Origin of the sequence: Paenibacillus pabuli NBRC 13638 (genome assembly GCF_001514495.1) — a bacterium.
Classification (GTDB): domain Bacteria; phylum Bacillota; class Bacilli; order Paenibacillales; family Paenibacillaceae; genus Paenibacillus; species Paenibacillus pabuli.
In genome coordinates, this window is the sequence record NZ_BCNM01000027.1 from 66,392 (window position 1) to 90,993 (window position 24,602).

Here is a 24,602-nt window from a genome sequence, read left to right on the forward strand (position 1 = left end):
ATCATCCTACCCTAAGCATTAAGAAAAGCCGCAGTCTTCCTAGGTTTCTTGTGAAAAGCATAAGAGTTTCATATAATTTTTAGATAGTATAATGGGGAAGGTAAGGCTTGAGGGGGAAGATAATGAAATTACGTGCCAAGTTTATTATTTTTGCAGGGATTATAAGCGTTCTGCTCATTCCAGCCTATTTCATTTTACAGACGTATGGTGTATTTCAAAAAGAGAAGGTATTATCTGACTATGCTCTAGCTGTAGATGTTAACGGAAAATCCTATGATGCCTGGCCGCTTATTAACAGTTTTGCCGCCATGGATAAAGAAGGAGACCATCGTCAGTTATACTATAGGGTGGACATGAATCATATCCAGTAAAGACCGAGAGGCAATATGAAAATGCCAATGACTTTACCACCGTTTTAAATTTGTATGATAAAGACAAACAGAAGATCTATACCTACAATAATACGGGAAAAGGGGATGGGCAGCTGGTGCAATCCATTATTCATCAGGGGATGAGCCGTTCCACCAATGGGGGCAATGAAGCTGCTCGTGATCCTTATATCAACGTACGGCGTTATTCCATGATAAGTTAAACATGGATGTGAAGCTGGACGTCGATGAAGAGCATAAAATGGTAACTATTCGAATGAATAAAGCGGAGGCGAAATCATGAATTTGGTTGGTGTACATAAAGGACCTGCATATCTGGAGGGTTTGGTTCAGAAGATTTCGGATGGGCAGGCTCATGAAGTCGAGTGGAGAGGTAAGCTGCAAACGAGGGAGGGCCATGACCAGTTCCATATTTTTTATTATGGTGACTTAACCGAAGATGATCTGATAACCTGGCATGATTCGACACCGCTCATCGTATATGCGGAGCACACCGTAACCGGAGAACGTTACTTGCTGATCGATGCAGCCAAACACGGTTATGACGCCATGTTATGCGAGATCTATCCGGAGGAAGACCTGAACGACAGGCCGCTGCGGCCCTATTTGGACGTTGAAGGAGAAGATATATTTGAAGTACAGCTATCTGCTTATTACAACGTGCCGTGGGATGAAGAGTTTGGGGAAGATGTGGATGAAGACGGAAACTACGAATTGATTACGGGAGAGAGCATGGATTTTCAGCAAGTGAAACGTGACGGCTATGATGCCTTTGCCATTAGCATTGTAAACCGCAAGGGTGTAGTGACCGAAATTGTGCAGGAAGAACTGGCATAGCTGATTGATTTGCCGAAGGATTGAATGAATCATCACGTCCTGATATGGAGTGAACGATCTTTATGAACGGAATGAATTGAACGAACTGATCGAACAGATCGTAGGGAGATGTCGTGAAATGTATATTGTAACCCGTGCGTTTAAACCCGTACCCGCTGAGGAACTGGATCATTTTGAAGAACAGTACTCCATTTCGCTGCCTTCGTCTTATCGGAAATGGCTGGAACAATATGGGGAAGGAACTTACACAGGTTGGATGAATGTGCAGCGGCCGGATCAGGAAGTATTGAAACCTTTTGCTGAATACGATTTTTGGATGCACACGGAGGATACACCGGTTACTCAGGATCAGCTTCAGGAGTGTATCAGTCTCGGCAGTTCAGTAGATGGCGATTTCCTGGCGGTACATCCAGACGTTGAGGGGTTATTATGGCTTCCACGCCATGATGAGAATATCATTCTGTGGACATGTCCTGAAGCTGACTTTGCAGAGACGCTGAATCGGATCTATTGCGCCTATTACCATCAGGATAAACCGCTGACCCCAGCCTATTTTGAACCCTGGAATGAACTGCGAAACCACACATTTTACCACTTGGCTAACACCACGCGTGAAGGCTTCATGAAAGAACTGGCTGATTTGTGTAAAGCGAGATTCAAGTGGGATGCCGTGCTGGAAAATGAATATATGTGTAAGCTGTTTATGGTTTCCATGGGCGGATATGTACGTTTTAATTATGCGAACGGGCGAGAAATCGCACTCTTCTATGAAGAAATGGATGGAGGCGAAGGGGCGATGGATCACGAGATTAATCTATTTTTGCTGGCCCATCATTGTAATGCTCTGAATAGTGGCGGAGGAGAGGGATAATCATTAGCTGGATAAAGGAAGATATTGCGGAATTATGGCGCAACGAAGGCAAACGATATGCAAGGGATGTGAATGCCTTTGTGCGCAGAGGCATGGCGGGAGAGCAGCTGGATGAAACGGAACTTGCGGAGGATGCCAGAGCTCAGATCAGCACAGAAGTGTGGGAGATGGTGAAGCAAGCCAATCTTCAAGGAGATTTGGAACGGCTCCGGCTGGAATTGCCTGCTGCAACATGGCCATTGAATGAACATTTTCAATCCTACATGCAGGCTATACGCGTGGTTGGTTATCTGAATGAGAACACCTTTGTATTTTCGCCCGGGGCCTATACAGAGAAGGGCTGTGTGTACACGGCTGATGGACATGGATGGCTGTCTTTCTCGCAGTATACCTTCGCAGGCTGTTCACCGGATGGTACAGACTATGCACTTGCCGGACCTGAAACTATTCGGGTGATCAGACAACCTGATCGCCTTCTGGAAGGGCAAGAGCTCGCTGTGTATCGTTGGGAAGATATTCAATCCCGTATTCAGCAGGCTATGCCGCGCATCGAATCCCTTGCTGATTGTGAGCACCCCGAACGCACACTTGAAGGACTCATTCCATTCAATGAAGGCAAATCCGTTCTCATTTTCTCCAATTACGGAATTTACCTGGTAGAGGAAGATCAGGTCTCCCTGCTCCACCCGGATCTTGCAGAGATTGAAGAGTACGAGTTGGAAGATACGCAGATTGATATGGGTCATGCAGCAGTCTCACGTGACGGTCGCTGGATTGCCTATGGCAGCCAGGTGAGCAATCACATGCTCCTGGATCGTGAGCGGAGTAAGACGTATTCACTTTATCCCGAATCCAGCTACCCTCATCACGCCGTATTTACTGCGGACAGCATGAACGTATGGTTTAATGCATGTCACTTTTATAACGGTGCTACAATTCAGGTGAAGCTGGAAACGGTGGATGGTAATGAGCGTAACGAGGATTGGCCTGTAATGGATGAGAATGCCCGTGTCTATGCTGCAGTGGAAATAAATTCAGGGATGGTGCTGGGGGATGCATACGGATATTTATATTGTGTGAATGGTGACGGGCAGGAAGTATGGAGACACTTTGTAGGCAGCACCATCTATTCCCTTATCGTTTCCCCTGACCAATCCAAGCTTGCTGTGGGTACGTTTGGAGGCATGCTGCACATCCTTGATCTGCATTCCGGAAAGATGGATGAGTATGGCATTGGCACAGGAACCCTCCGTGAGTTGGAGCGTTATGTGTTATGGCGCGGAGAAGAACCTGTGCGCTGGTAATGTCCGACGTACAGAATGACGGATTAAACCGAAAAATTAGCATGAATATGTGCGGGAACCGGCAGAGCTGAGTGAAGAAGGAGATGAAGCTTCGTGACACATGAGAACACCGCAAGATGGAACGACTTGTTCGACACGCTGAATGAGCTCCTGAACGAAAAAATCCAAGATGACGAAATTCGGCAGTTATACGAGGAATACCAGCATCGGGAGGGAGCTTCTGAGCAATACCTAACCGCATTTGAAACGGAATATGGTGTCCGGCTGCCGGAAGATTTCCGGGCCTTCTATCAGCGTAAGGATGGAAGTGGTTATGCATTTCATATCTTGTATCCAGGGGATGCGGAAAAAGAAGAGTGTACCCCGTTTTATCTGATGTCACTGGAGGAAATACGTGAAACCAAACAATACTTTTGTGAAGTAGACGAGAAGCTGGATGAATACTATTCCGAGGAAGAGATTCGTAAGCTGGACCCGGAAATCAAACCGTATTTATTTCATAAAGAATGGATTCCTTTTGCAACGATGGCCGGGGGTTCCCTGTATTTGATGCTTGATTTTGATCCGGCAGAACAGGGGACTTACGGACAGATTATTATGTATGTGCATGATCCGGATTTTGTTTATTATGTGACAGAGACGTTTACGGAATTGCTGAAAGTGTCCACTCGAAATCTAAGGATCATGGATGAGATTGAGTATTGAGCTTTACGAAATAGGGGCATCATGAAGTGTTTAAAAGAATGTTGAACAAGGACAGGAGCTGCCAGCAGCAGCTCCTGCATTGCGCTTTTTACCAATGAAAGAAACGGTGACCGTGGAAATCTCCACCAGTTCCACCATGACCCCCGGGTCCTCCAGGCCCTCCGCCATGATGTCCGCCCGGATAGCCTCCTCCAGGGTAATGACCGTGTGGCCCGCCTGGGTAGCCGCCACCCGGATAACCGCCGTGCCACCAAGGACCACCGATTGGAAATGGTAGTGGAAACGGAACGATGGGCGGGTATGGATATGGATAAGGGTAAGGATAAGGTGGCGGTGGATAATAGGGGTAAGGATAGCCCGCTGATTGCGGGGATGATACAGAACCAGGTCCGTATGCCATGCTGCATGCCTCCAATGACTCGATTGATGATACCAGCCTATGCCGGGACGTACAGAGATGATACAAAGAATTCAACATAACCAAACAGGTGCTGAGGAGGAATGAGTGTTGACGGTAGCTTTCCATACGGATCCAAGAGGCTCTGCCTACGAACAATTCATTGACGAATTGATAGAGAAGACCGAGCGTTTTTTACTGGTTGACAGAGGACAATCAAATGAAGAGGTGCCTCCAGGGGTTTCAAAAGTATTGCGAAGACTCCAGCCTTATCTTATTGAAAGCTGTACGATGGAAGAAATGATGATGCAAAGTGGTGCCATGTATTCAGACGGAACATATTACATATATCGCTGTACACCGGATTCAGGGCAGATTCTCAAGGAAGAAGCAGCTCGTTTTCATGACTGGCTATATCCATCGTTGCCGGATGATCTTTGTTTTTTGAAGCCGGATGGAAGTGATTATTTCTTTAACGTTGCACATGAGAATATATATGGAATGCACATAACCCAAGAAGAGGCTAGCGAGCTGATGGATCGAATACCTGGCTTGTTTTTCAGGCTGGACAGGCATCGTGAGTTTGAACGTTATCTGGACGATGCGATCAGGCATCAAACCGATGTTCTCCAGATCAGTTCATATCATTTGACCGAAATTCCGGAACGGATTCGGGAATTAAAGCATGTGAAGAGAATTGAAATTTTTGAACAGGATGTATGTAAGCTTCCTCGGGCTTTATTTGAACTGACAACCTTGGAAGAACTGGAGATTATGACGGCGGATCTGGAGAGCATTCCGAAGGAGATTAGCCATTTAAAACAGTTACAACGACTTACGATTTATTGTGGAAGCTCCCACCATCCGGTTCCGGGATGGAAACCAAAACCTAAGTCAGAACTCAGTTTAGATTCCATTCCTGCGGAGATCGGTGAACTAACTGAATTGGTTAGTTTAAATATTGGGTATTCCGGGATACGTGAGCTGCCATCTGCGTTGGAAAAACTGAAGAATTTGCGTTATTTGAGAGTGACGAATAGCTTAATCGAAGAGAGTCCTGAAGTTGTTTCGCGGATGACTTGGTTGCAGCATGTGGACCTGACTCCTACATCAATGGGCATCGGTTGGAAAGATTTTTTGGCGGAAAATGAAAATGAATAGCGAAAAAAACTGCTCAGGATTTCTGTTGTCATGGTTTTGGTTTGAATGGACCTTCATCAGAAATGGGCTCACGCATAGATGCCCAGAGCATAAGCTGGCGTATAGGTTATCACCTAAACCGAGAGCGAAGGGCAGGCGTTTATTTTGGCAACTTCCTATATGGACTATACCTTACCCACCACCCAATTTACATTTGACTTGAACCAGAATCCTTTATTCAAAAAAGATGAACAAAACTATATTAACTACCTATCCATTAAACAATTAAATACGTTGGGGAATAATTCCCTTCTGGATATTTTCTTGAATACCGGCAATGTAGTTGAACCTCATATCCATCAGAATGCATCCGAGCTAGTGTATTGCATCAGTGGTTCAGCCGTGGTTTCCCTCATTAACCCGTTTACCAATGAATTGTTAAACTTTACGATTACCCCAGGCCAAGTAGCCAATGTCCCGCAAGGCTGGTGGCACTATGAGATGGCAACGGTAGATCAGACCCACCTGCTGGCTATCTTTGATGCCCCAATCCCTGAAGCCATATTTGGTTCAGATATTTTACGTCTGACACCTGCGAGTGTTCTTGCCCATACGTATTGTCTGGATGAGAACAAGGTGAAGGAAGCGCTCGCTCCCATTCAAAAAACAGTGATAGTGGGGCCACCGGCAGACTGTGTAACTCAAGTTTCCCCGACCACAAACATGCCGCACCCAAATAGCCAGCCTAACGCACAGCCATATGTAAATCGCCTTCCATATTGGGGAACATGGGTAGATCCTAGGATTATTCACGAACCAGGCTGCCCGTATTATACGGAACCTCCTGTGAACAAAAATACTCAAGGCTAAGTGGCAGCTTTAAGACTTCGGAGTGGGATCGGTCCGATCGATCCGGTATGTCGTCATGAGTGAGAATGTGCAACCACCGCAAAGAAGCAGATCGTTCATGGGAACGTTTCTGCTTCTTTTTTATTTGTTTTTGGATTTAGGATGTGTAGTTTCGTCCCAACCCAAGTTCGGTCAATAACTGACGATAAGCAATGGAGGTACGGTCTGCGGGAATATGTGCTTCTGCATGCAGATCCAGCGGCAAATCCTCCGGTTTCTGTGATTCCACCATCTCGCGATCTTCTTCAAATACCTGCAAGTTAAACTTGATTGTATCTTCGATCGGAGCATCCTTGTCAAAGTTGCGGGTAATGGGACAGAACAAACGCGTATAACGTGCAGAGATGGGGGAGGCACAATTTAGAATGTTCAGTTTGTCGTTTCCCGGGAAATGAACCGTAAGTGATGCGGCAAAGGGCGGAAATACCCGGAATTCGCGCAGCCATTGAAATCCTTCCGGCGCCACGTTATCCTGACCCTTGCCATAGTTGCTAACGGAACTCCAATACTCGGCAAGCAGTTCATTGCCTTCGCGTTTTACTTTGTACTGCGGTACCTCTGTATTATTTCGATCACCAAACGTCTCGGTATGCACATAGGCAAAATGGGATACATCCAGAAATCCTTCCATTTGTCGTCCGGCAGAACCTGCAATATCAAAGTTCGGAGGTAAGATATTAATATAATCCGGATCATCCCAACCAGGGAATGAAGGAATCTGCTCATCTGTTCCGGCGAGTGAAGTCCAGATCAGACCATAACGTTCGACTGCTGGATATACAATAAGTTTCAGTTTGGGAGAGATTTTGGAGCTGGGGTGAGCAGGAACGGCGGTACATTTACCCTCACAGTTATAACGGAAACCATGATAAGGACAAACGATTTCCCCATTTTCAACCCATCCTTTACTTAGAGGGGCCCCGCGGTGAAAACAAAGATCCTTGGCGACCACAACCTTGTCGTTGCTGCGATACAGAACCAATCGGACATCAAGCAATTGAGCTGCAAGCGGTTTATCTGTCACTTCGCTTGCCTGGGCGATCGGATACCAATATTGAGATAATACATGCCAGTCTTCAGCAGAGAATGTGCAGCCACGGGGCAGTTCGGATGTAAGTTGAGGATTGGAATTGGAAGTTATCATGGAAGTCACTCCTTGCTAGGATAATGAATCATTCATTTTTAAATGTCAGAAAAGTTTACTTTGTAGTCGTATGTTACTACTCTTTTGTTAGGTATATCAATATGTGTAATCATTTTTTGTTTGAAATGACAAACGAAAGAGCAGACACCTAACATGGAATACGGAATAATCGGTTTATACATAACTTTCTATGTGAGGAATTCAATGATCGGACTACGTTTCATTCATGCTATTTCCTTTTGACCTTGTGGAGCTCGTGCTGATTTCAATGGAACAGGATATTTTTTTGAAGAAAAGTGTCACAGATGTGGGCCTTGATTTGTCTTCAGGTTGTAGACCAAAATACGGAGGCGAATGAAATGAATTTAAGAGTGAATTATAGAGCGGCCAATCCGGGAGCTTTCAAAGCGATGATGGCCATGGAGCAGCATGTTTCGGGTCAGTTTGAAGATAAAGTGTTATATGAGCTGCTAAAAATACGTGTCTCACAAATCAATGGCTGCGCGTTTTGTCTCGATATGCATGCCAAGGATCTGATGAAGATAGGTGATTATGCAGATCACATTTTGCTGCTGAGTGTTTGGCGTGAGGTGCCTTTGTTTACAGAAAAAGAACGTGTTATGCTGGAGCTGGCTGAAGCCGTAACTCGTATTTCGGATCAAGGCGTGCCACAGGAATTGTTTGAAAAAGTGAAAGAACATTTCAGTGATGCCGAGCTGGTGGATCTGATTCTGGCGATTAACACCATTAATAACTGGAACCGGATTGCGATTACAACAGGGATGTACCCTGGTTGCTTTAACTAAATGAAACAATAACCATCTGCCAGAGGAGGCCATTTTCATGAAATCCAATTCATTCACCAATGAGCCAGAAGGGTCTTCTCTGGAGATTGGTGAACTGTACATTCGCTACAAGTCCTATGCCTTTTCCATAGCTTATCGCATGCTTGGAAGTGTTGTAGAGGCTGAGGATATAGTGCAGGATTGTTTTGCAGAGCTGCAGAGCAAGCCCCTTCATGATATCCGTAATCTCAAGGCCTACATTGCGAAACTGGTCGTAAACCGCAGTCTGAATCTGCTGAATTCTGCCCGCAATCAAAGGGAAAGTTACGTTGGGGAATGGCTTCCAGAGCCGATGAGTAACGGTGGATCAGCCAATATTCCGGAGGAAACCGTGCAGCAGAAGGAGATGATTTCCTACGCTTATCTGGTTATGCTGGAGCAGCTTTCTCCGATAGAACGTGCTGTTTTTGTCTTGCGTGAAGCATTCCAGTATGAGTATAACAAAATCGCGGATTGGTTAGGCAAATCGGAGAGCAATTGTCGTCAGATCTTTAGCCGAGCCAGACGCAAGCTGCCGGATCGCCTTCCAGCCATGGAACATCACCCTGCTAATTATGCTGCAAAAGAAGAATTACTCGCCCGCTTTACAACCGCTTTTCTGAGTTATGATGTTTCTGCCATGCTGGAACTGCTGGCTGAACAGCCTGTGTTTACCGCAGATGGCGGTGGGCGTGTGCATACGGTTATGCGAACGATGAGAGTTCACAAAGGTGTGCTCGCTCTAATGACTTCTCGTCGGGTGTTGACCCGATTGCGAGAACGAGAGTGGATGCCCACAGTTATCAATGGAGAGCTTCACCTTGCGTTATTGGAAAACGGCCAGTTGTCCGAAGTGCTGTGTCTGGAGTTGGATCCTCTTGGAGAGCGGATTGAGGGAATATATCTCGTTATGAATCCAGACAAACTTACATCGATATCGACATAGTACCGTTTGGGACGGAGATGGAATAAAAGGTAAGGAAATCAGCAAAAGCGACACTCCTGTAAAAAGGGGTGCCGCTTTTTTGGCTTATCGCTTGTCGTGATTTTAATCGCGGCCCATAAAATATCCCTGAACCGTTTTTCATGGTTTGTCTTCATTACTCATTGGCAAATTGTTTCTCCACTTGTTCTATAATTTCTTTGATTTCCGGGGTAAGTTCGTCATTGCTCTCATCAAGGAGATGCAAAATCTTCTCCACCGTGTCGAGAAGTACACTCTTAGTATTAGGTTCCCTCATAGCGACAGCCTTTTCGTATGCTCTTTTTACTTCTGGATCGATGGTACGGATTTCTTCTTCTGTGTACCAGTCATAGGCCGGAGAGTTATCACTTCCGTAAAAAAGGTAACTGACGTACAGTGAATTCTGGACTGCTGACGTACGATTGGAGCTTGGGAAGTTGTTCAGGAAAGCTTCCTTTTCCAATGTGCGATGGATGAGTTCATTCCAGGTTATGATCAAAGCCGCGTCTGAAGTCGTAGGCTGGTTGGATTCCGCAGCCATAATATCAATGTAAGCAACAATGTCAGGTTTCACGTAGGGCTGAAACTTTTTGTACATTTCATAATTGATGATGGGATAGTACAGACCTTCACTGGTTTCCACTTTGAACCCTAGATCAGATGCTTCCTGCAAAAGCTTGCGAACCGCCGGATCTTTGATCTCTTTGAGAAGGCGGCTGTATGTGAGCTGTTGTTCATAACCGATCTTGGAATGGGCTTCGGAAAGAACATGTTGAAACAGCTCTGTATACATTTTTTGATCCAAGTCAGCCAGTTTGACCTTCTGCAAATTTTCCAGTTGAAGGGTCATCAAGGTGGCCTGCCATGGTCCAACTTCATCGATATGATTCAATAGATATTTACGTGCCTGAACCAGGCTGGACGTGGAATGGATTGCATTTTTCCAGTACATCTGAAATTGGTGATATACCGCTTTGGAAGCTGGAACAGGCGCAGCCACAGCGATTTGGGGTGTTGTCCATGCTGCACCGATTGCCGTAATGCTTAGTGTGACGGCCAAAAAACCGAGTTTAATAGATGAATTCAAGCGCATTTAAGTACCTCCCTTGATACACAATAACTGGTCTCCAATTATACTTATATTCTTATGATCGCATTATGGCATTAGACGTGAGGTTCGCAGGTTGCACTGTATCGTTTTCACTTGATTAAATCAGTTACTGGTAATTTAATCAAGTGTATATTCATCGAAGAACAAGGATCCCCAAAAATTCATTATCTTGAACAAATGTCCGGAACAACATATATTGATCCAGTACGTTGATGGCCCCTTCCAGAATTTCATGCACATCATATATTTCATGTCCGCCATGGTTCATCTGAGGGGTGAGGCCAGGGTTGGTGTTCATTGCAGGCTGCATTCGGTTTTGAGGTTGTATTAAGTTTGCATTGAGTTTGGATTCATTGTGAATTTGATTCTCCTTTGGGAAATGGTATGATCCTTGTATGGTGTATAACAGTAAATTTATGTAATGGGTTATGGTTATGAGCAATCTTCGTGTCGAAAAGAACAAGGAAGAGATCATCCGATATTTTCGGAACTGAATGTATCTTATGGAAACAAGTGAGGTAAATTTCATTGAGAAAACTGAATTATATCAAAATATTTATTTTCCTTAGTGTGGTCACGATGGTGACCCTGGGTTTGTATTACGTGGCTGCGGATTGGCTGGATCAGCGGTATTTTCGCTTCCTCATCTGGAATCTGTTTTTGGGCTGGATTCCTTTTGTTTTCTCTTATATCGCCTATGGCTTCAGTCATGTGAAATGGAAAGGTGCAGCATGGCTTGCTGTTGCAAGCGGACTGTTATGGTTGCTGTTCTTTCCGAACTCTTCCTATATTGTAACGGACCTGATTCATCTGACGGCACGCAGTTCCCGCTATTACGGCGGTGGACATGGTGTGGATTACACGTACTGGTATGACTTGATCGTAGTTTTGATGTTCGTCTGGACAGGCTTGCTGCTCGGATTCCTGTCGATGTATCAGCTTCAGGAAGTGATCCATGATCACTTGGGACGATGGGCTTCATGGATCTTCGTGCTTGGAGGTTGTGCTCTTGGAAGTTACGGTGTCCTGCTGGGACGTGTATATCGGCTCAACAGTTGGGATGCATTAACCAATCGAGAGACGCTGATTGAACTAATGCATGAGAGTGTAAGTCGACCATCACTTGCCTTCTGTATGTTCTTTGGCGTATTTATTCTTACGGTCTACGCAACACTGTACTATGTAATGAATACGAGATCTCGACAATACAGGAAGACAGAGGCCGGAAGTTCAGAGGCTGATTTGCAAGGCTTGCGGTAATGGAGTGTTTAGCATTTGAACAATCATGTTCTTTCTAAACTGTGATATGTAAATATGAAAGTGGAAGGGGCTGTCCGAACGTCATGAATATGATGGGAAGCCCCTTTTTGATTTGTCAAACTCGGTTTCAAACTAGGGTTCTGGACAAGATTATGAATTATTTCAGTTTTGGAACTAAACTCAGAATGGTCTGGACAACCAGCTCGGGTTCATCATGAATGATCATATGACCGCTTTTTGTGGCAATGACAAGCTGGCTATCCTCTGATATGTTCAACATGTGGCGCTGTCCCGATTGCCAGATGGATTCCAGTTGCTCTCCTACTTCAGCTGGAATTCCTGCCTGGGCATAATTCTGAGGAAGTCCGCGTGCAATGATTCGTACAGGGATCGTTCCGAGCTTTTGCCCCCGGATGGCATCTTCTGTGGAATAGGCGAGAGCAGCTTCTTCTTCCCTGGCATGAAAAAAGGATGGTGTTGCGATGACATTAATAAATGCATCTCGATCCTGCTTGGCAACAAGCCCTTCAAGCATAAAGTTTGGAAACAGCCTGAAGCTTCCGGACAACTTCAGTAAGGATAATAAGGAAGCAGGCGGGTTACCTTGAAACTTGGCTTGTTCCAGCAGGTCTTTCGTATTCTTTTCATCCTCCTCAGGTCTCGCATCAATCAGGACAAGCCCCTGAATCTCACTTGGATAGGTCTGTGCAAACAACCTCGCATACATTCCACCCAGAGAATGACCAACCATAATATACGGTCCACGGATACCTTCTTTCTCCAGAGCGTCATGCAGCTCCTTAACGATGTTAGCACCTGTGCGTTCTGTTGGTGCGGACTCGCTCCACGCATATCCTGCGCGATCATAAGTTACCACGGTTGCATGTTTGGCCAGTTCAACTGGAATGTCTCTCCAGGACAGACTCGTCTCGCCACTGCCCGCCTCCATAATGATGGTTGGGGTACCGACACCCTGTTGATGAATATGAAGCTTGTAGGCACCGGTTTCAACTAATCTTCCGGGAGGGGGATATTTCGCGCGGCTGTGATTAGAGGCATACCATTCATAGAGGAACCCTGCACTGATAACTAATAACAGGGTTATGAACAGTGTAAGCATGAGTTTGAATACGGTCCCTTTTTTACGTTGCTTGCTTGGAATGTTTGTGTGCCTCATCGTTAATTCCTCTTTCTTCGTCTTTTTTAATACAATGTATTATAAAATTATTATAGCACGATGTATTATTAAAAGTGAAGCTTGGTGTATAATGAAACTATGCCAAAAATCGTAGATCATGAAAAACAAAGAATAATCGTTGCTGACGCGGCCATTCGTGTCATACGGAATAACGGACTGGATCATGCTACCGTAAGAAATATAGCAAAGGAAGCGGGTTTATCCGTAGGTTCCATGAGGCATTATTTTTCCACACAGGCGGAGCTCTTTGCCTTTTGCATGAACCTTTTCGCTGGAAGAGTTCAACAAAGAGTAGAGGCTTTACAGATGACTGATTCTGTATTGCCAAATATGAAACAGCTGTTATTACAATTTCTTCCTTTAGATGAAGACAGGAAAATGGAAATGGAGGTTTGGTTCTCTTTTTCGGCTAAAGTGCTGGTTTATCCCGAACTGCAAAAGTTAAGTGATCAGATGCATCAAGGCATGTTTCGGGCTGCCCAGTTTGTAATTCAGGAGTTGCAGAAACAGGGCATGCCACGTAAGGGGATGGATGCTGAGATCGAAACCGAAAGGTTGTATGCCTTGGTTGATGGACTTGCCATTCATATGTTGATGCAACCCGAAAGGCTAACCGTTCAAAAGGTGGAAAACGTGATTGAACAACATTTAAGCATGCTTTGTCAGGCATAATTTGAAGTAACTTAAAAGGGGACTTCCTTTATGAGATAAGGAAACCCCCTTTTTATTTGTGGAAATATGAAGGTATACAGGCTATGTTCAAGAATTAAATTATGAGGAACATAGCTATTACATAGAAAAGTCTGTAGGTGATTTCATTCCTCTTCCCATTGTCGATCTCATATATAACACCGTATCGTTACAGCCGGAGCATAGAAGTCAAATCAAAAGAAGTCAGGTGAATAATAGAATGATGAGCATAACAGATCTGACACGCAAAATAGAAGAAGTGATGGAGAAGGCTGATTTTTCAGGCGCAGTTTTGATAAAACAAAACGGGCATACGCTATTCAGTACGGCTCGCGGATATGCCAATCGAAGTGATGAACGGTTGAATCAGCCAGATACACGATTCGGCATTGCATCTGGGTGCAAGATCTTTACGGCAGTGAGTATAGGCCAACTGATTGAACAAGGTAAACTGTCGTATGATTCCAGGTTGGCAGATGTCTTGAGCATTAAGTTTCCTCTATGGGATCAAGAAGTTACAATCCATCAGCTGTTAACACATACTTCAGGCATCCCGGATTATTTTGATGAAGAAGTGATGGAGGATTTCGCTGAATTGTGGAAGGAGCGTCCCGTTTATTCGATGCGGCAATTGAATGATTTTCTACCGATGTTTCAGCATCAGCCCATGAAGTCGGCTCCGGGTGAGCGGTTTCACTATAATAATGCGGCATTTATCGTATTGGGCCTTATTGTTGAAGAGCACACGGGACGGTCGTTTACGGATTATGTGGAGGAGTTTATTTTCAAAAGGTGCGGCATGTCGAATTCGGGTTATTTCATGACAGATCGGCTTCCGCGTAATACTGCGATCGGATATATGGATCATGAAGACGGCTCATGGACAAGCAATATTTTTTCCATTCCTATCAAGGGTGGGGCTGATGGTGGAGCTTATATGACAGCACCGGATATGATTCGTTTCTGGAATGCGTTATTAAGTTATGAACTGTTGAGCGAAGAAACAACGGGAAGGTTAATCACGTCATATGTGAATGAGGATGGTGGTACCTATTATGGGCAGGGGATCTGGATTGATCGGAGAGGGGAGGACGTATTCAAATTGCATGTGATGGGTTTCGATCCTGGGGTATCGTTCATGTCTTCCGTATATCCGAATCATAACGTGCAAGTTGTTGTCCTCTGCAACAAAGAATCGGGTCCTTATCCAATAACCCTTGCTGTGGAAGAGGCATTGGTGAGATGATCTAATTCTCATAAAAGTATGAAGTCCAAGTTGATTTGATTATGGAATGATCTGAAAAAATGATTGAATAACCCCGTAGTTACCGGTGAAGTGCCCGGTAAGCTAAGGGGTTATTTGTGATATCCAAAAATCAGTCGAATCTGATTATAAGAGTTTCACCAGTTGAGGTGCAATTCGTTTTGGGAAAACATCCAGCGGAGGTTTTTCCTTCTTTCGCTTGTCATTGGTGAGCACTGTAACGAGCTCCAGAGCAGGTACAATATATACAAATTGACCGCCAAACCCACGGGCGTAGTAATAGCCTAGTGAAGGTTGGTTCTGCTCCGATGAAATGGAAGCATCAGATAAGGCAGTGGTTTCCTCTGAATAGACATCGACCCACCAATGCCAAGCATAGCTGCCATGATTGGGTGGAGTAACTTTGATCGCAGGTTGAGTAGAGCGGATCACAAGATCACTTGATATAAGCGACTGATCGTTCCACATGCCTTTCTGCAAAAACAATTGACCAAACTTGAGCAAGTCCCCGGGCAGCATTTTTAAGCCAAATCCTCCGGTATGTATACCCTGGGGGTCAACCTCCCATTCATACTGATGGATTCCCAACGGGCCAAATAGATAACGTTCCGCGAACTCAGCTACCGACATATCTGTACTCTGCATGAGGATGGCAGACAAGATCTGTGACACCCCCGAATTGTATTCCATATGAGTACCCGGCGAATGACTTAAATGTTGCTCCAATGCGAAATTCACCCAATGATCTGTACGCGTCATGCGAGGGAATGAATTTTGACCACCAAACTCGTCCCAGTTAAATCCGGCTGTCATGGTTAGTAACTGCTCCAATGTAATCTCCGCTTTGCGTGGGTCAGGATCGGACTTCAATTGTGGGAAAAAGGTGGAGATTGGCGTTGATGCATCTGGCAGCATCCCTTGATCCATCGCTATACAGATGAGTGCGGACAGCACACTCTTGGTACAGGAATTGATTTTGGCAATATGGGTCGCAGCCTCTTCGTTGCGGAAGTGCTCGTATATGGTCTCTCCACGTACGCTGACAAGACAGCTTCGCAGATCCAGCGGCGGGATGATGTGATGCATGATGGATGGTATAGTTGAAGGATTCATAGTGTCCTTTCTATGCGTGTAATGGTTGCAAATAGATGCTCATTATCTTAGCATACGAGCTAGACTGTACTCAACCGATGTAAATCTTTATGCGAATATCACATAAAGCTCTTTAAAAACACTGCAAATCAGTTATATGGATTGGAGATATATTTCGGGATGTACGTTGAGCAAGAAAAAAGTGCTAAGGTAAGAAGTGAATTTCTTTAAATATTAGGAGGTGAGCTCTTTGTTCAAAATTGGAAATCAAGGTGAATTTGAAACGTTGCCCGATCATGCTATGGCGATTTACATGGGAGACACTGCCGCGGTAGAGGAATTCATTAAACAGGGTATGGATCTCGAAAAAGAGATTTCGCTCAGTAAATACATAGCTTTGACGCCACTGGACCTTGTTCTTATTACCAATCAACAGGCAGTGGTCAAGCTTCTGGTGGAGCATGGAGTAAACCTGAATGTAAAGAATAATCCAGCGATCCTCAAAGCGGCCAGATATGGCGGGGAAGAAGCCATCCGATATTTGCATCAGAAGGGAGCAAAATTGGACGGATTAAACAAAGTCAAATCAAGTGCCTAGCTCGCAACGACAACCTGAAGATGGTTCGTTATTTGGTGGAACGCGGAGCGGATGTAACCATTCAAGAGGAGGATGGGGAGCGAGCGTATACCATTGCAATCAGTCAGAAGAACGCAGAAATGGCGGCATATTTGAAATCTCATGAGCCGTAAGACTTTCACAATCTGAGCAACAAATTGCATGCGCTCAAATCGTACAAGCTGCCTGATGCTTTGATTCATTTCCTAACGGAAGGTTCGCGCCGAATTGAACTTCAGGACAATCCGTCTGGCGTGGGGTACATCGAATTCTTCCATCTGACGGATACGGTAGAAATGAAGATGGGAAGACAGAAACTGCTTCGCATATCCTCTGATATTGATCAGTACTCTCATATGCTGATTGTCTGGAATCCGAGTAAAAAAATGATCGGCTATGCAGACATTGAACATCAGGAGCATGGAATGATCGCTACGTTCGAAGATTTTCTGGCGAAGCCTGAAGTACATTTGGAAAGTCTCCTGAATTAATCGGAGTGTTTCAGAATACCAAAGGCACAAATGGACTATCATTTTTGGATAGAGTCAACGTTGAATCGGTCCATTTTCACATATAAGGATGGTGTATATGACTAGCAGCCGAAATAAAACACTGGGTGAATTTTTAAAATCACGGAGGAGCCGCATTCGGCCAGAGCAAGTCGGAATTACGGGGACGTATGGAAGTCGCAGAACGCCAGGATTAAGACGTGAGGAAGTTGCTGTGCTTGCTGGTGTCAGTGCAACTTACTATACGTGGCTTGAGCAGGGGAGAGAGCTTAAAGCCTCTCGTGAGGTGATGGACAGTATAGCTGGTGCGCTCCGGTTAAGTGAGGAGGAGAAGGACCATCTATTTCGTTTATGGGATCCCAATACAGAGTATGAGTTTCCGGCTTCGTATTCACATCTCGAACCAGGGTGGCAGAGCATCATTGGTCAACTTGCATACCCTTCTTTTATTACGAATGAAAGGTCTGAAGTACTTGCATGGAATGAGGCAGCGAATGAAAAGCTCTTCGATTTTGCCTCGATGAACGTGAACGACCGTGTCATGATGCGTATGTTATTTCTGGATGCAACAGTCCGGGAACGTATGCATAATTGGGATGAATTTGCACGGCATTCGGTAGCCGTTTTTCGTACGTACTATGACAAGTATCCGGGTGAACCTGAATTTTCTAGAATCGTTCAGCAGTTGAAAGAAGACAGTACGGATTTTCGAAATATATGGAACTTACACCAAATTAAACAAAAAACAGTGAGCCGGATCTTTCTCGAAACAACGGATCGGATGGATGGGATAGCCCATGCCTATGATATCTTTTCTATGAGTAACCTTAACGAACAGTCAGGCATTCATTGCTGTGTGTACATACCGGTTGTAGTGTGAACATAACGATCAGGATGGTAATTCTAGTACTAGCATAAACAGACTGTGGTTGGGTTTCCAGTCGTGAAATAGAATGAATATATGTTCAATATTTTCAATTTTATTAACGAAAAGAGGGAACCACATGATCAAGACAAGAACGTTGGGAAGCGATAATTTGCAGGTATCCGGGCTTGGGCTGGGCGTGATGATGATGCCAGACAACGAAGAATCGGTGCACACCATCCAGGGGGCGCTTGATGCAGGAGTAACGTTGTTTGATACAGCGGATCTGTATGGTGAATATGAAAAGCAGCAGTTCGGAGGTAACGAAAAATTGCTTGGTCGTGCGCTTCAAGGGCGAAGATCCGATGCGATAGTAGCAACCAAGTTCGGTATAACACATACCCAAGGCCCCAAGGGAGATCCGGCGTATATCAAAAAATCAGTGGATGCCAGTCTGTATAACCTGGGCATGGATTATATAGATCTCTATTATCAGCATCGCCCTGATCCTCATACACCAATTGAGGAAACCGTGGGGACACTTGCTGATTTGGTACAGCAGGGGAAGATCCGTTATATCGGTTTGTCTGAAGCTTCGGCTGAGACCATTCGTCGCGCGAATGCTGTTCATCCCATCACAGCTCTCCAAACCGAATATTCCTTGTGGAGTCGTGAGCTTGAAGATGAGATATTGCCCGTGCTGGAAGAGTTGAATATTGGCCTTGTACCCTACAGTCCATTGGGACGCGGCTTCCTGACCGGCCAGATCCAATCGATAGACGATCTTACCGCTGATGATTATCGTCGTCATTACCCACGTTTCCAGGGTGAGAATTTCGAGAAAAATCTGGAGGTGGTGCATCTGATCCAGGACTTGGCCAAGCAAAAAGGATGTACGGCCTCTCAGCTCGCACTCGCTTGGTTACTTGGTAAGGGGGAACATATCGTTCCCATCCCGGGTACCCGTAGTTTGGAGAGAGTTCATGAGAATCTGGGTGCCTTGCAGGTCACGATTACCGATGATGAATTGGCAGAGATTGAACGGATATCTCCCAAGGGAGTTGCTGCGGGAGGAAGATATCCGGGGATTGCCTGATATTAACTTAATCGCTGTAAATAAATGCAACGGAAACGTTGTCCTCGGTGTTATCTCTGCCGCATAAGGCATACAGTACTACAATGAGATGTATGCCCATAAGGAGGAAACAGCGGTATGATTAATCCGATTCTGCAATCCCCGAATGTTCAACTGGCGGCCGATTCCACAGCGGTTGTATATTATCAGCGTGACTCGCGAAATTATGTTACCCAGTTGTTTGGGGAGCAGCTGCCTACGATCAAGAATGGATTTTTCAATGTATACATGAGCAAAGGCATTATTGTTCAGCCTCACTGGCACACCAATGTGACCGAAATGATTGTTCTGATCAGTGGTGAGATTACCACCTCCGTCTTCGATCCGTTCAAGCGCGAGCGGATCAGTTATCACTTGAAGCCTGGTCAGGTGTCGATTTTCCCTCAAGGATGGTTCCATTGGTTTGTAGCGGAGACAGACGATGTGCACCTGTTAACGATATTTGACCAACCGACACCAGACATTGTACTCGGGGCGGATTTCCTGGCTGCAACACCACCCGAAGTTGCACATCGGGCATACTGCATTGATGAGGAGGCGTACGCCAGGGCAGTCGCCTCCATCAAGAATGACGCCATTCTGGGACCACCAATTGGGTGTGTGGATTCCGTTTCAGATCAGGCAATCAAAGCCTCCAAATCATCCAAAGGCTCACAAGGATAACATCACATTCACTTTTCAAATGAACCCATTCAGGCCCGCAACCAGTATGATTCTCCGGTTGCGGGCCTAACTTAGTCCAATTAACACGTTCGAAATTCTCTGTTAAACTAAATATAACATTTCATTCTCACCGTATAGATCATACTCAAACAACGTGGAGGAATCAATGATGACAAGAACCGATCAGGAAAAGCTTGAAATCGCGCTGAGTTATGCCCCGGTATTGATGTTTGATCAAAATGAACCCTTTACCCGGATTTTGTAGGTGTTTCGGTATTGGATCGTTCCGGACCCTCCCCGTCATTCAGGAGAGAGATTCATTTTCCAGCCGAGGCAGTCCAATATGTGATTGAATATGCGATCTGGTGGGACTATGAGATTGGCCATTTGTATGAGATGGAGCATGTATGGATCTATGTGGGCCATGACGGTGAAGTGGTTGACTGTGAAGCCAGCTTTCATGGTAAAGTACTTCGTGGATTGCTGAAAGATCGGGTCAATCTGGCTGGGCGTCATGTGTGTCTATACTCGCAGCCAGGGAAACACGCCTTCTCACCGCTGCCTGTCGTATTTGAACTGTTGCCAGATTTGTACAGTGCAGCAGGCGCCAATGCGGGTTGTGATGGCTTGCTCGTGAACGAAATGTTCAAAGGTTATTTCGAGACCAATGAACAGATTGATGCCAGCGTGCGGAGTTTCCTGCAAACCAAGGCATTTGTCCCATCCATGAGGTTTGAGGAGTATTTGCTGGAGCCTGATATGTTTATAACCTGGGACGAGCTGTTTACTATAATCCCCGGGAGAATTGAGAAACGATTATGCGAACTCGAATTTAGGTGAATTAATAGTGCTTCATCATCCCTATTTGGGATGACGGAGCACTTATTTGTTTTGACCAACGAATCTTAATCCGCTTTGAAAATGAGATCCATAAACCGGTTGGCTGCCAGCGATATTGGCATATTCCGCTTCGTCATTATTCCCACATGGGAAGGAGGGAGGGGGACATCCAACTGGATTTCGAAGAGCGACCCTTCCTCCAGCTCTTTGGAAATAAATTCGCGGGTTACGTAAGAAATACCCAATCCACGTCTTGCAAACTCAATTAACAAATCTACGCTTCCGACCTCAATCTCAGGTTTGAGTGTATAACCATAGCTGTTGAACAGCTCGGTAATCGCCATCCGAACCCGGCTGTTTCTGGAGAAAAGAATCAGTTGGTGTTCCAGCAGCATCTCTAGTGTCATGACTTTATCCTTCAGTTGGGCATAACGTTCACCCGCGACGAAGCAGTCCTTGAGCTGGATACTTTCCCTAACTTCCAGTTGAGGATCAACAATGGGCATCCGTACAACACCTAGGTCAATTTTACCTTCTTTCAGGAACGTAATGACCTCCGGTGTTGTCCCATGACTGAGATGCAGCTTGATGTTAGGGTAGAGCACATGGAATTCTTCCAGGTAGGACAGCATGTAATGCTTGAACAGCGAATCACTGCCGCCAATTCTGAGTTCTCCGTTGTCCAAACTCTTCAGTGCGGCCATTTTCTCCTCCGCAAGCGAGATCAGAATCTGGGATTGTTCAATATAGGAATACAGACTGACGCCTTCCTGAGTTAGCGCAACTCCCTTGGAATTCCGATAAAACAACGTAAGGCCAAAGCTTTCCTCCAGCTGTTTGATGGCGTGGCTGACGCTTGGTTGAGTGATATATAACGCTTTGGCGGCTTGGGTCAAACTGCCCGTTTTGGCAGCCCAATAGAATACCTTATATAATTCATAATTTGTTGTCATAGATATCGTCTATAGCTCCTGTGAAATATATTAATTACTTGTATGGCTATGAAACGTATTATAGTGTAACTACAGCAAAGAAACCAGAGTTACTTGGAAGGAGAATAGTGAGATGGAACCAACGACCATAATTTTATTTGGTGCGACTGGCGATTTAGCCAAAAGAAAAATATATCCTGCCTTATATAATTTATACATTGAGCAGAAACTTCCGGAATCCTTCTCGCTGATTGGCTTGGGGCGCAGAGAGTGGTCTGATGAATTCTTTCAGGCACAAGTGGAAAAATCATTAAATGAATTTTCCAGACGCCCGGCTGATCCTGAAGTTGTGAAGTCATTTGTGCAGGCTTTCCGCTACAGTGTATTGAATATAGGCCATAAGGAAGATTATATAGAGCTGTTAAGTTTGGTTGAACAAAGAGAGGCTGAGCTTGGCATTCCGTCCAACCGCCTGTTCTACCTTTCGGTGGGTCCAGAATTCTTTGAACCCATTGCAGCGAACATTCAGGAAAGTGGACTTGGATCTGCTGAGGGCTGGAAACGTCTTGTGATCGAGAAGCCATTTGGACATGATCTGCAATCGGCTCGTGATCTGAATCGCAAATTAAGCGAGGCGTTCACAGAAGAAGAAATTTATCGAATTGACCATTATTTGGGCAAACCGATGGTACAGCGTCTTGAAACCTTGCATCAAAGCAATCCGATCATGAAGGCGTTGTGGAACAACCGTTACATCTCCAATGTGCAAATCACGGCAAATGAGACTGTTGGTGTGGAGGAACGGGCATCCTATTACGATCATGTGGGTGCCGTGAGAGACATGTTCCAGAATCATATGCTGCAGTTGCTGATGATGATGGCCATCCAGCTGCCGTACAACAGCACCTCGGAAAAGGTCGGCTTGAAGAAAAAGCACATTATGGAATCCATTGAGCCGTTGCAAAAACAGAACGTGGGTGCAAGTGTCATTCGCGGACAGTATGCTGAGGGAAACATCCAAGGCAAATCCGTTAGCGGTTATGCAGCTGAACCGGGTGTTGCCGAGAATACGATGAATGATACGTTCATCGCTGCAAAATTGCAGATTGATGACTTCTTCTGGCGTGGTGTACCTTTCTATATCCGCACAGGCAAACGAATGAAGGAGAAATCAACTCGTATCGTCATCGAATTCAAGGAACCATCCGGTCAGGCCAACGTGGTTAACGGTTCCAAACCGAATCTGCTTGTGATTGAAATGAGTCCTGACCAGAGCATGACGCTGCAGCTTAATGCGAGCGACCCACAAAACAAAGGCGAGTTCAAGCCGGTTCATATCGATCTCTCACCGGATCGTGAGGATCTGGCTGAGGCCTATGAGAACCTGATTCATGACGCATTGCATGGTGATCCAACGTTCTTTGCCCACTGGGATGAAGTAGAACTGTCCTGGGCCTGGGTACAACCGATTCTGGATGCATTCCAGGAGAATTTGCTCCCACTTCATCTGTACCCGGCGGGAAGTTATGGACCAGCAGAGTCGGATGCGATGCTCGCAGCCGAAGGGCACCACTGGTGGTTTGATCAACCTGCTGATCAACAGACTGAAGAAACAATTGAGGTACCCCTGGCTGTTAATGCCAATCTGTAACATCAAAAAACATATCCTTTGGAGGTAATTGAATATGAAATTTTTCATCGATACAGCAAACTTGGTAGACATCAAAAAAGCATATAAAATCGGAGTCCTGTCCGGTGTAACAACAAACCCGTCATTGGTAGCCAAAGAAGGCGTTAAATTCGAAGACCGCATTGAAGAAATTTTGCGTGAAGTACCTGAAGTTGAATCCGTATCTGCGGAAGTAACACCAGATGCGATTACAGCAGAAGAGATGATTGCTCAAGCAGACGAACTAATCAAAATCAATAACAACGACAAAAACATCACAATCAAGCTGCCAATGACACTTGCAGGACTGGAAGCTTGCCGTTACCTGACCAAAAAAGGTGTGAAAACCAACGTAACGTTGATCTTCACCGTGAACCAGGCGCTGCTTGCTGCTCGTGCCGGTGCAACATATGTATCCCCGTTCCTGGGACGTCTCGATGACATCTCCGAAGATGGTGTACAATTGGTTGCCAAAGTCGCTGAGTTGTTCCGTACACATAACCTGGATGCACAAATTATTGCCGCTTCCGTAAGACATCCGGACCACGTTACTCGTGTAGCGATGGCTGGAGCACATATTGCTACAGTTCCATTCTCCGTCATTGAACAAATCTCCAAACACCCGCTGACGGATCAAGGCATGGATAAATTCGCAGCAGACTGGAAAAAAACAGTTCAGTAATAATTAATTGTTGATCTCGGATTAACCTACTATATATAAAGAGCATGGGAGGACATAATGAGTAAACAACAGATCGGTGTCATTGGACTTGCAGTAATGGGTAAAAACCTTGCCCTTAATATTGAAAGCAAAGGATTCTCGGTATCGGTATTTAACCGTTCCCCGGAGAAAACAAACGATCTTCTGAAAGAAGCCGAAGGTAAAAACCTGACTGGTGCATTCACGATTGAAGAGTTCGTGGCTTCTCTGGAATCCCCGCGCAAAATCTTGATCATGGTCCAAGCAGGTAAAGCAACGGACGCTACCATTGAGCAGCTGCTGCCACACTTGGACGAAGGCGACATCATCATTGATGGAGGGAACGCCTACTTCCCTGATACCCAACGCCGCAGCAAAGAGCTGGAAGCGAAAGGCTTCCGTTTCATCGGTGCAGGTGTATCCGGCGGAGAAGAGGGCGCTTTGAAAGGTCCTGCAATCATGCCAGGTGGACAAGAGAGTGCGTATGCGCTGGTTGAACCGATTCTGACAGCTATTTCCGCTAAAGTAGGCGACGACGCTTGCAGCACATATATCGGACCAGACGGTGCCGGCC

Annotated in this window: 26 protein-coding genes and 1 pseudogene; 21 read left to right on the forward strand and 6 right to left on the reverse strand. The window is 45.3% G+C overall.

The window, feature by feature from the left end:
- The first annotated feature begins 122 nt into the window (after positions 1-122).
- The 6 genes from PPA03S_RS34450 to PPA03S_RS27980 all read left to right on the forward strand — a co-directional run bounded on the left by PPA03S_RS34450 (position 123) and on the right by PPA03S_RS27980 (position 4,106).
- Positions 123-371: a hypothetical protein gene (locus PPA03S_RS34450; protein WP_062328546.1), complete on the forward strand. Its 249-nt coding sequence runs from the start codon at positions 123-125 to the stop codon at positions 369-371.
- A 50-nt stretch (positions 372-421) separates the two neighbouring features.
- A complete protein-coding gene (locus PPA03S_RS34455) occupies positions 422-592 on the forward strand; it encodes a hypothetical protein (protein ID WP_326100340.1) in 171 nt (56 codons plus the stop codon).
- A gap of 76 nt (positions 593-668) precedes the next feature.
- Positions 669-1,226 carry a hypothetical protein gene (locus tag PPA03S_RS27965; protein WP_062328549.1) on the forward strand — a complete coding sequence of 186 codons (558 nt, stop codon included), beginning with the start codon at positions 669-671 and terminating at the stop codon, positions 1,224-1,226.
- Between the two features lie 49 nt (positions 1,227-1,275).
- On the forward strand, positions 1,276-2,097 hold the full coding sequence (locus PPA03S_RS27970; RefSeq protein ID WP_217998973.1) for an SMI1/KNR4 family protein: 822 nt from the start codon (positions 1,276-1,278) through the stop codon (positions 2,095-2,097).
- A 68-nt stretch (positions 2,098-2,165) separates the two neighbouring features.
- The gene (locus PPA03S_RS27975; RefSeq protein ID WP_245683752.1) at positions 2,166-3,401 is read left to right on the forward strand and encodes a hypothetical protein; all 1,236 of its coding nucleotides are present in this window, start codon (positions 2,166-2,168) and stop codon (positions 3,399-3,401) included.
- Between the two features lie 93 nt (positions 3,402-3,494).
- Complete coding sequence (locus PPA03S_RS27980; protein ID WP_245683753.1) at positions 3,495-4,106, forward strand: SMI1/KNR4 family protein; 612 nt, start codon at positions 3,495-3,497, stop codon at positions 4,104-4,106.
- Between the two features lie 88 nt (positions 4,107-4,194).
- On the opposite strand, the gene PPA03S_RS33615 is transcribed toward PPA03S_RS27980, so the two are convergent.
- Positions 4,195-4,506, reverse strand: a complete 312-nt coding sequence (locus PPA03S_RS33615) for a hypothetical protein (protein ID WP_176579518.1) — start codon at positions 4,504-4,506, stop codon at positions 4,195-4,197.
- 108 nt (positions 4,507-4,614) lie between these two features.
- On the opposite strand from PPA03S_RS33615, the gene PPA03S_RS27990 reads away from it, so the two are divergent.
- Both PPA03S_RS27990 and PPA03S_RS27995 read left to right on the forward strand, forming a co-directional pair.
- Entirely contained in the window at positions 4,615-5,664 is a 1,050-nt protein-coding gene (locus PPA03S_RS27990; protein WP_062328561.1) for a leucine-rich repeat domain-containing protein, read from the forward strand.
- 144 nt (positions 5,665-5,808) lie between these two features.
- Entirely contained in the window at positions 5,809-6,513 is a 705-nt protein-coding gene (locus PPA03S_RS27995) for a cupin domain-containing protein (protein ID WP_062328564.1), read from the forward strand.
- A 136-nt stretch (positions 6,514-6,649) separates the two neighbouring features.
- Here the strand turns inward: PPA03S_RS27995 and PPA03S_RS28000 are convergent, their stop codons facing one another.
- Positions 6,650-7,696 carry a Rieske 2Fe-2S domain-containing protein gene (locus tag PPA03S_RS28000; protein ID WP_062328566.1) on the reverse strand — a complete coding sequence of 349 codons (1,047 nt, stop codon included), beginning with the start codon at positions 7,694-7,696 and terminating at the stop codon, positions 6,650-6,652.
- A gap of 359 nt (positions 7,697-8,055) precedes the next feature.
- Between PPA03S_RS28000 and PPA03S_RS28005 the strand changes: the two genes are divergently transcribed.
- Together PPA03S_RS28005 and PPA03S_RS28010 are read left to right on the forward strand one after the other, a co-directional pair.
- On the forward strand, positions 8,056-8,502 hold the full coding sequence (locus PPA03S_RS28005) for a carboxymuconolactone decarboxylase family protein (protein WP_062328569.1): 447 nt from the start codon (positions 8,056-8,058) through the stop codon (positions 8,500-8,502).
- 37 nt (positions 8,503-8,539) lie between these two features.
- Positions 8,540-9,466 carry a sigma-70 family RNA polymerase sigma factor gene (locus PPA03S_RS28010; RefSeq protein ID WP_062328572.1) on the forward strand — a complete coding sequence of 309 codons (927 nt, stop codon included), beginning with the start codon at positions 8,540-8,542 and terminating at the stop codon, positions 9,464-9,466.
- A 154-nt stretch (positions 9,467-9,620) separates the two neighbouring features.
- Here the strand turns inward: PPA03S_RS28010 and PPA03S_RS32590 are convergent, their stop codons facing one another.
- Positions 9,621-10,577: a hypothetical protein gene (locus PPA03S_RS32590; protein WP_062328575.1), complete on the reverse strand. Its 957-nt coding sequence runs from the start codon at positions 10,575-10,577 to the stop codon at positions 9,621-9,623.
- Between the two features lie 546 nt (positions 10,578-11,123).
- Here PPA03S_RS32590 and PPA03S_RS28025 point away from each other — a divergent pair.
- The gene (locus PPA03S_RS28025; protein ID WP_062328580.1) at positions 11,124-11,855 is read left to right on the forward strand and encodes a DUF1361 domain-containing protein; all 732 of its coding nucleotides are present in this window, start codon (positions 11,124-11,126) and stop codon (positions 11,853-11,855) included.
- 157 nt (positions 11,856-12,012) lie between these two features.
- Here the strand turns inward: PPA03S_RS28025 and PPA03S_RS28030 are convergent, their stop codons facing one another.
- Positions 12,013-13,032, reverse strand: coding sequence for an alpha/beta fold hydrolase (locus PPA03S_RS28030; protein WP_062328584.1), 1,020 nt, complete (start codon positions 13,030-13,032; stop codon positions 12,013-12,015).
- Between the two features lie 99 nt (positions 13,033-13,131).
- Here PPA03S_RS28030 and PPA03S_RS28035 point away from each other — a divergent pair, with 99 nt between their 5' ends.
- Positions 13,132-13,725: a TetR/AcrR family transcriptional regulator gene (locus tag PPA03S_RS28035; RefSeq protein ID WP_062328600.1), complete on the forward strand. Its 594-nt coding sequence runs from the start codon at positions 13,132-13,134 to the stop codon at positions 13,723-13,725.
- Between the two features lie 238 nt (positions 13,726-13,963).
- The gene (locus PPA03S_RS28040; RefSeq protein WP_157284394.1) at positions 13,964-14,989 is read left to right on the forward strand and encodes a serine hydrolase domain-containing protein; all 1,026 of its coding nucleotides are present in this window, start codon (positions 13,964-13,966) and stop codon (positions 14,987-14,989) included.
- Between the two features lie 144 nt (positions 14,990-15,133).
- On the opposite strand, the gene PPA03S_RS28045 is transcribed toward PPA03S_RS28040, so the two are convergent.
- Positions 15,134-16,093: a serine hydrolase domain-containing protein gene (locus PPA03S_RS28045; protein ID WP_245683754.1), complete on the reverse strand. Its 960-nt coding sequence runs from the start codon at positions 16,091-16,093 to the stop codon at positions 15,134-15,136.
- 256 nt (positions 16,094-16,349) lie between these two features.
- Between PPA03S_RS28045 and PPA03S_RS32090 the strand changes: the two are divergent.
- The 5 genes and pseudogenes from PPA03S_RS32090 (at position 16,350) to PPA03S_RS28075 (ending at position 20,727) form a co-directional block, all read left to right on the forward strand.
- Positions 16,350-17,206: pseudogene (locus PPA03S_RS32090) on the forward strand (ankyrin repeat domain-containing protein).
- A gap of 97 nt (positions 17,207-17,303) precedes the next feature.
- Entirely contained in the window at positions 17,304-18,104 is an 801-nt protein-coding gene (locus tag PPA03S_RS28060) for a helix-turn-helix transcriptional regulator (protein WP_068964275.1), read from the forward strand.
- A 127-nt stretch (positions 18,105-18,231) separates the two neighbouring features.
- Positions 18,232-19,185, forward strand: a complete 954-nt coding sequence (locus tag PPA03S_RS28065) for an aldo/keto reductase (RefSeq protein ID WP_062328641.1) — start codon at positions 18,232-18,234, stop codon at positions 19,183-19,185.
- Between the two features lie 117 nt (positions 19,186-19,302).
- Positions 19,303-19,887: a cupin domain-containing protein gene (locus PPA03S_RS28070; protein ID WP_062328615.1), complete on the forward strand. Its 585-nt coding sequence runs from the start codon at positions 19,303-19,305 to the stop codon at positions 19,885-19,887.
- Between the two features lie 276 nt (positions 19,888-20,163).
- Positions 20,164-20,727 (forward strand): hypothetical protein, encoded by a 564-nt coding sequence (locus tag PPA03S_RS28075; protein WP_245683755.1) that lies wholly within the window; start codon positions 20,164-20,166, stop codon positions 20,725-20,727.
- 65 nt (positions 20,728-20,792) lie between these two features.
- On the opposite strand, the gene PPA03S_RS28080 is transcribed toward PPA03S_RS28075, so the two are convergent.
- Positions 20,793-21,680: a LysR family transcriptional regulator gene (locus PPA03S_RS28080; RefSeq protein WP_062328618.1), complete on the reverse strand. Its 888-nt coding sequence runs from the start codon at positions 21,678-21,680 to the stop codon at positions 20,793-20,795.
- 112 nt (positions 21,681-21,792) lie between these two features.
- Between PPA03S_RS28080 and zwf the strand changes: the two genes are divergently transcribed.
- From zwf to PPA03S_RS28095, 3 genes are all read left to right on the forward strand, one after another.
- Positions 21,793-23,310 (forward strand): glucose-6-phosphate dehydrogenase, encoded by a 1,518-nt coding sequence (zwf, locus tag PPA03S_RS28085; protein ID WP_062328621.1) that lies wholly within the window; start codon positions 21,793-21,795, stop codon positions 23,308-23,310.
- A gap of 34 nt (positions 23,311-23,344) precedes the next feature.
- Positions 23,345-24,010 carry a fructose-6-phosphate aldolase gene (gene fsa / locus PPA03S_RS28090; protein WP_024630525.1) on the forward strand — a complete coding sequence of 222 codons (666 nt, stop codon included), beginning with the start codon at positions 23,345-23,347 and terminating at the stop codon, positions 24,008-24,010.
- A 57-nt stretch (positions 24,011-24,067) separates the two neighbouring features.
- On the forward strand, positions 24,068-24,602 hold a 535-nt coding region (locus PPA03S_RS28095; protein ID WP_167666111.1), incomplete at its 3' end, for an NAD(P)-binding domain-containing protein.

Bases quoted from the DNA above. Each gene is read 5' to 3' on its own strand.
- PPA03S_RS34450 (WP_062328546.1), top strand. From the start codon at position 123: ATGAAATTACGTGCCAAGTTTATTATTTTTGCAGGGATTATAAGCGTT.
- PPA03S_RS27965 (WP_062328549.1), top strand. From the start codon at position 669: ATGAATTTGGTTGGTGTACATAAAGGACCTGCATATCTGGAGGGTTTG.
- PPA03S_RS33615 (WP_176579518.1), bottom strand. From the start codon at position 4,506: ATGGCATACGGACCTGGTTCTGTATCATCCCCGCAATCAGCGGGCTAT.
- PPA03S_RS28000 (WP_062328566.1), bottom strand. From the start codon at position 7,696: ATGATAACTTCCAATTCCAATCCTCAACTTACATCCGAACTGCCCCGT.
- PPA03S_RS28005 (WP_062328569.1), top strand. From the start codon at position 8,056: ATGAATTTAAGAGTGAATTATAGAGCGGCCAATCCGGGAGCTTTCAAA.
- PPA03S_RS28010 (WP_062328572.1), top strand. From the start codon at position 8,540: ATGAAATCCAATTCATTCACCAATGAGCCAGAAGGGTCTTCTCTGGAG.
- PPA03S_RS32590 (WP_062328575.1), bottom strand. From the start codon at position 10,577: ATGCGCTTGAATTCATCTATTAAACTCGGTTTTTTGGCCGTCACACTA.
- PPA03S_RS28030 (WP_062328584.1), bottom strand. From the start codon at position 13,032: ATGAGGCACACAAACATTCCAAGCAAGCAACGTAAAAAAGGGACCGTA.
- PPA03S_RS28035 (WP_062328600.1), top strand. From the start codon at position 13,132: ATGCCAAAAATCGTAGATCATGAAAAACAAAGAATAATCGTTGCTGAC.
- PPA03S_RS28040 (WP_157284394.1), top strand. From the start codon at position 13,964: ATGATGAGCATAACAGATCTGACACGCAAAATAGAAGAAGTGATGGAG.
- PPA03S_RS28045 (WP_245683754.1), bottom strand. From the start codon at position 16,093: ATGCATCACATCATCCCGCCGCTGGATCTGCGAAGCTGTCTTGTCAGC.
- PPA03S_RS28060 (WP_068964275.1), top strand. From the start codon at position 17,304: ATGACTAGCAGCCGAAATAAAACACTGGGTGAATTTTTAAAATCACGG.
- PPA03S_RS28070 (WP_062328615.1), top strand. From the start codon at position 19,303: ATGATTAATCCGATTCTGCAATCCCCGAATGTTCAACTGGCGGCCGAT.
- PPA03S_RS28080 (WP_062328618.1), bottom strand. From the start codon at position 21,680: ATGACAACAAATTATGAATTATATAAGGTATTCTATTGGGCTGCCAAA.
- zwf (WP_062328621.1), top strand. From the start codon at position 21,793: ATGGAACCAACGACCATAATTTTATTTGGTGCGACTGGCGATTTAGCC.
- fsa (WP_024630525.1), top strand. From the start codon at position 23,345: ATGAAATTTTTCATCGATACAGCAAACTTGGTAGACATCAAAAAAGCA.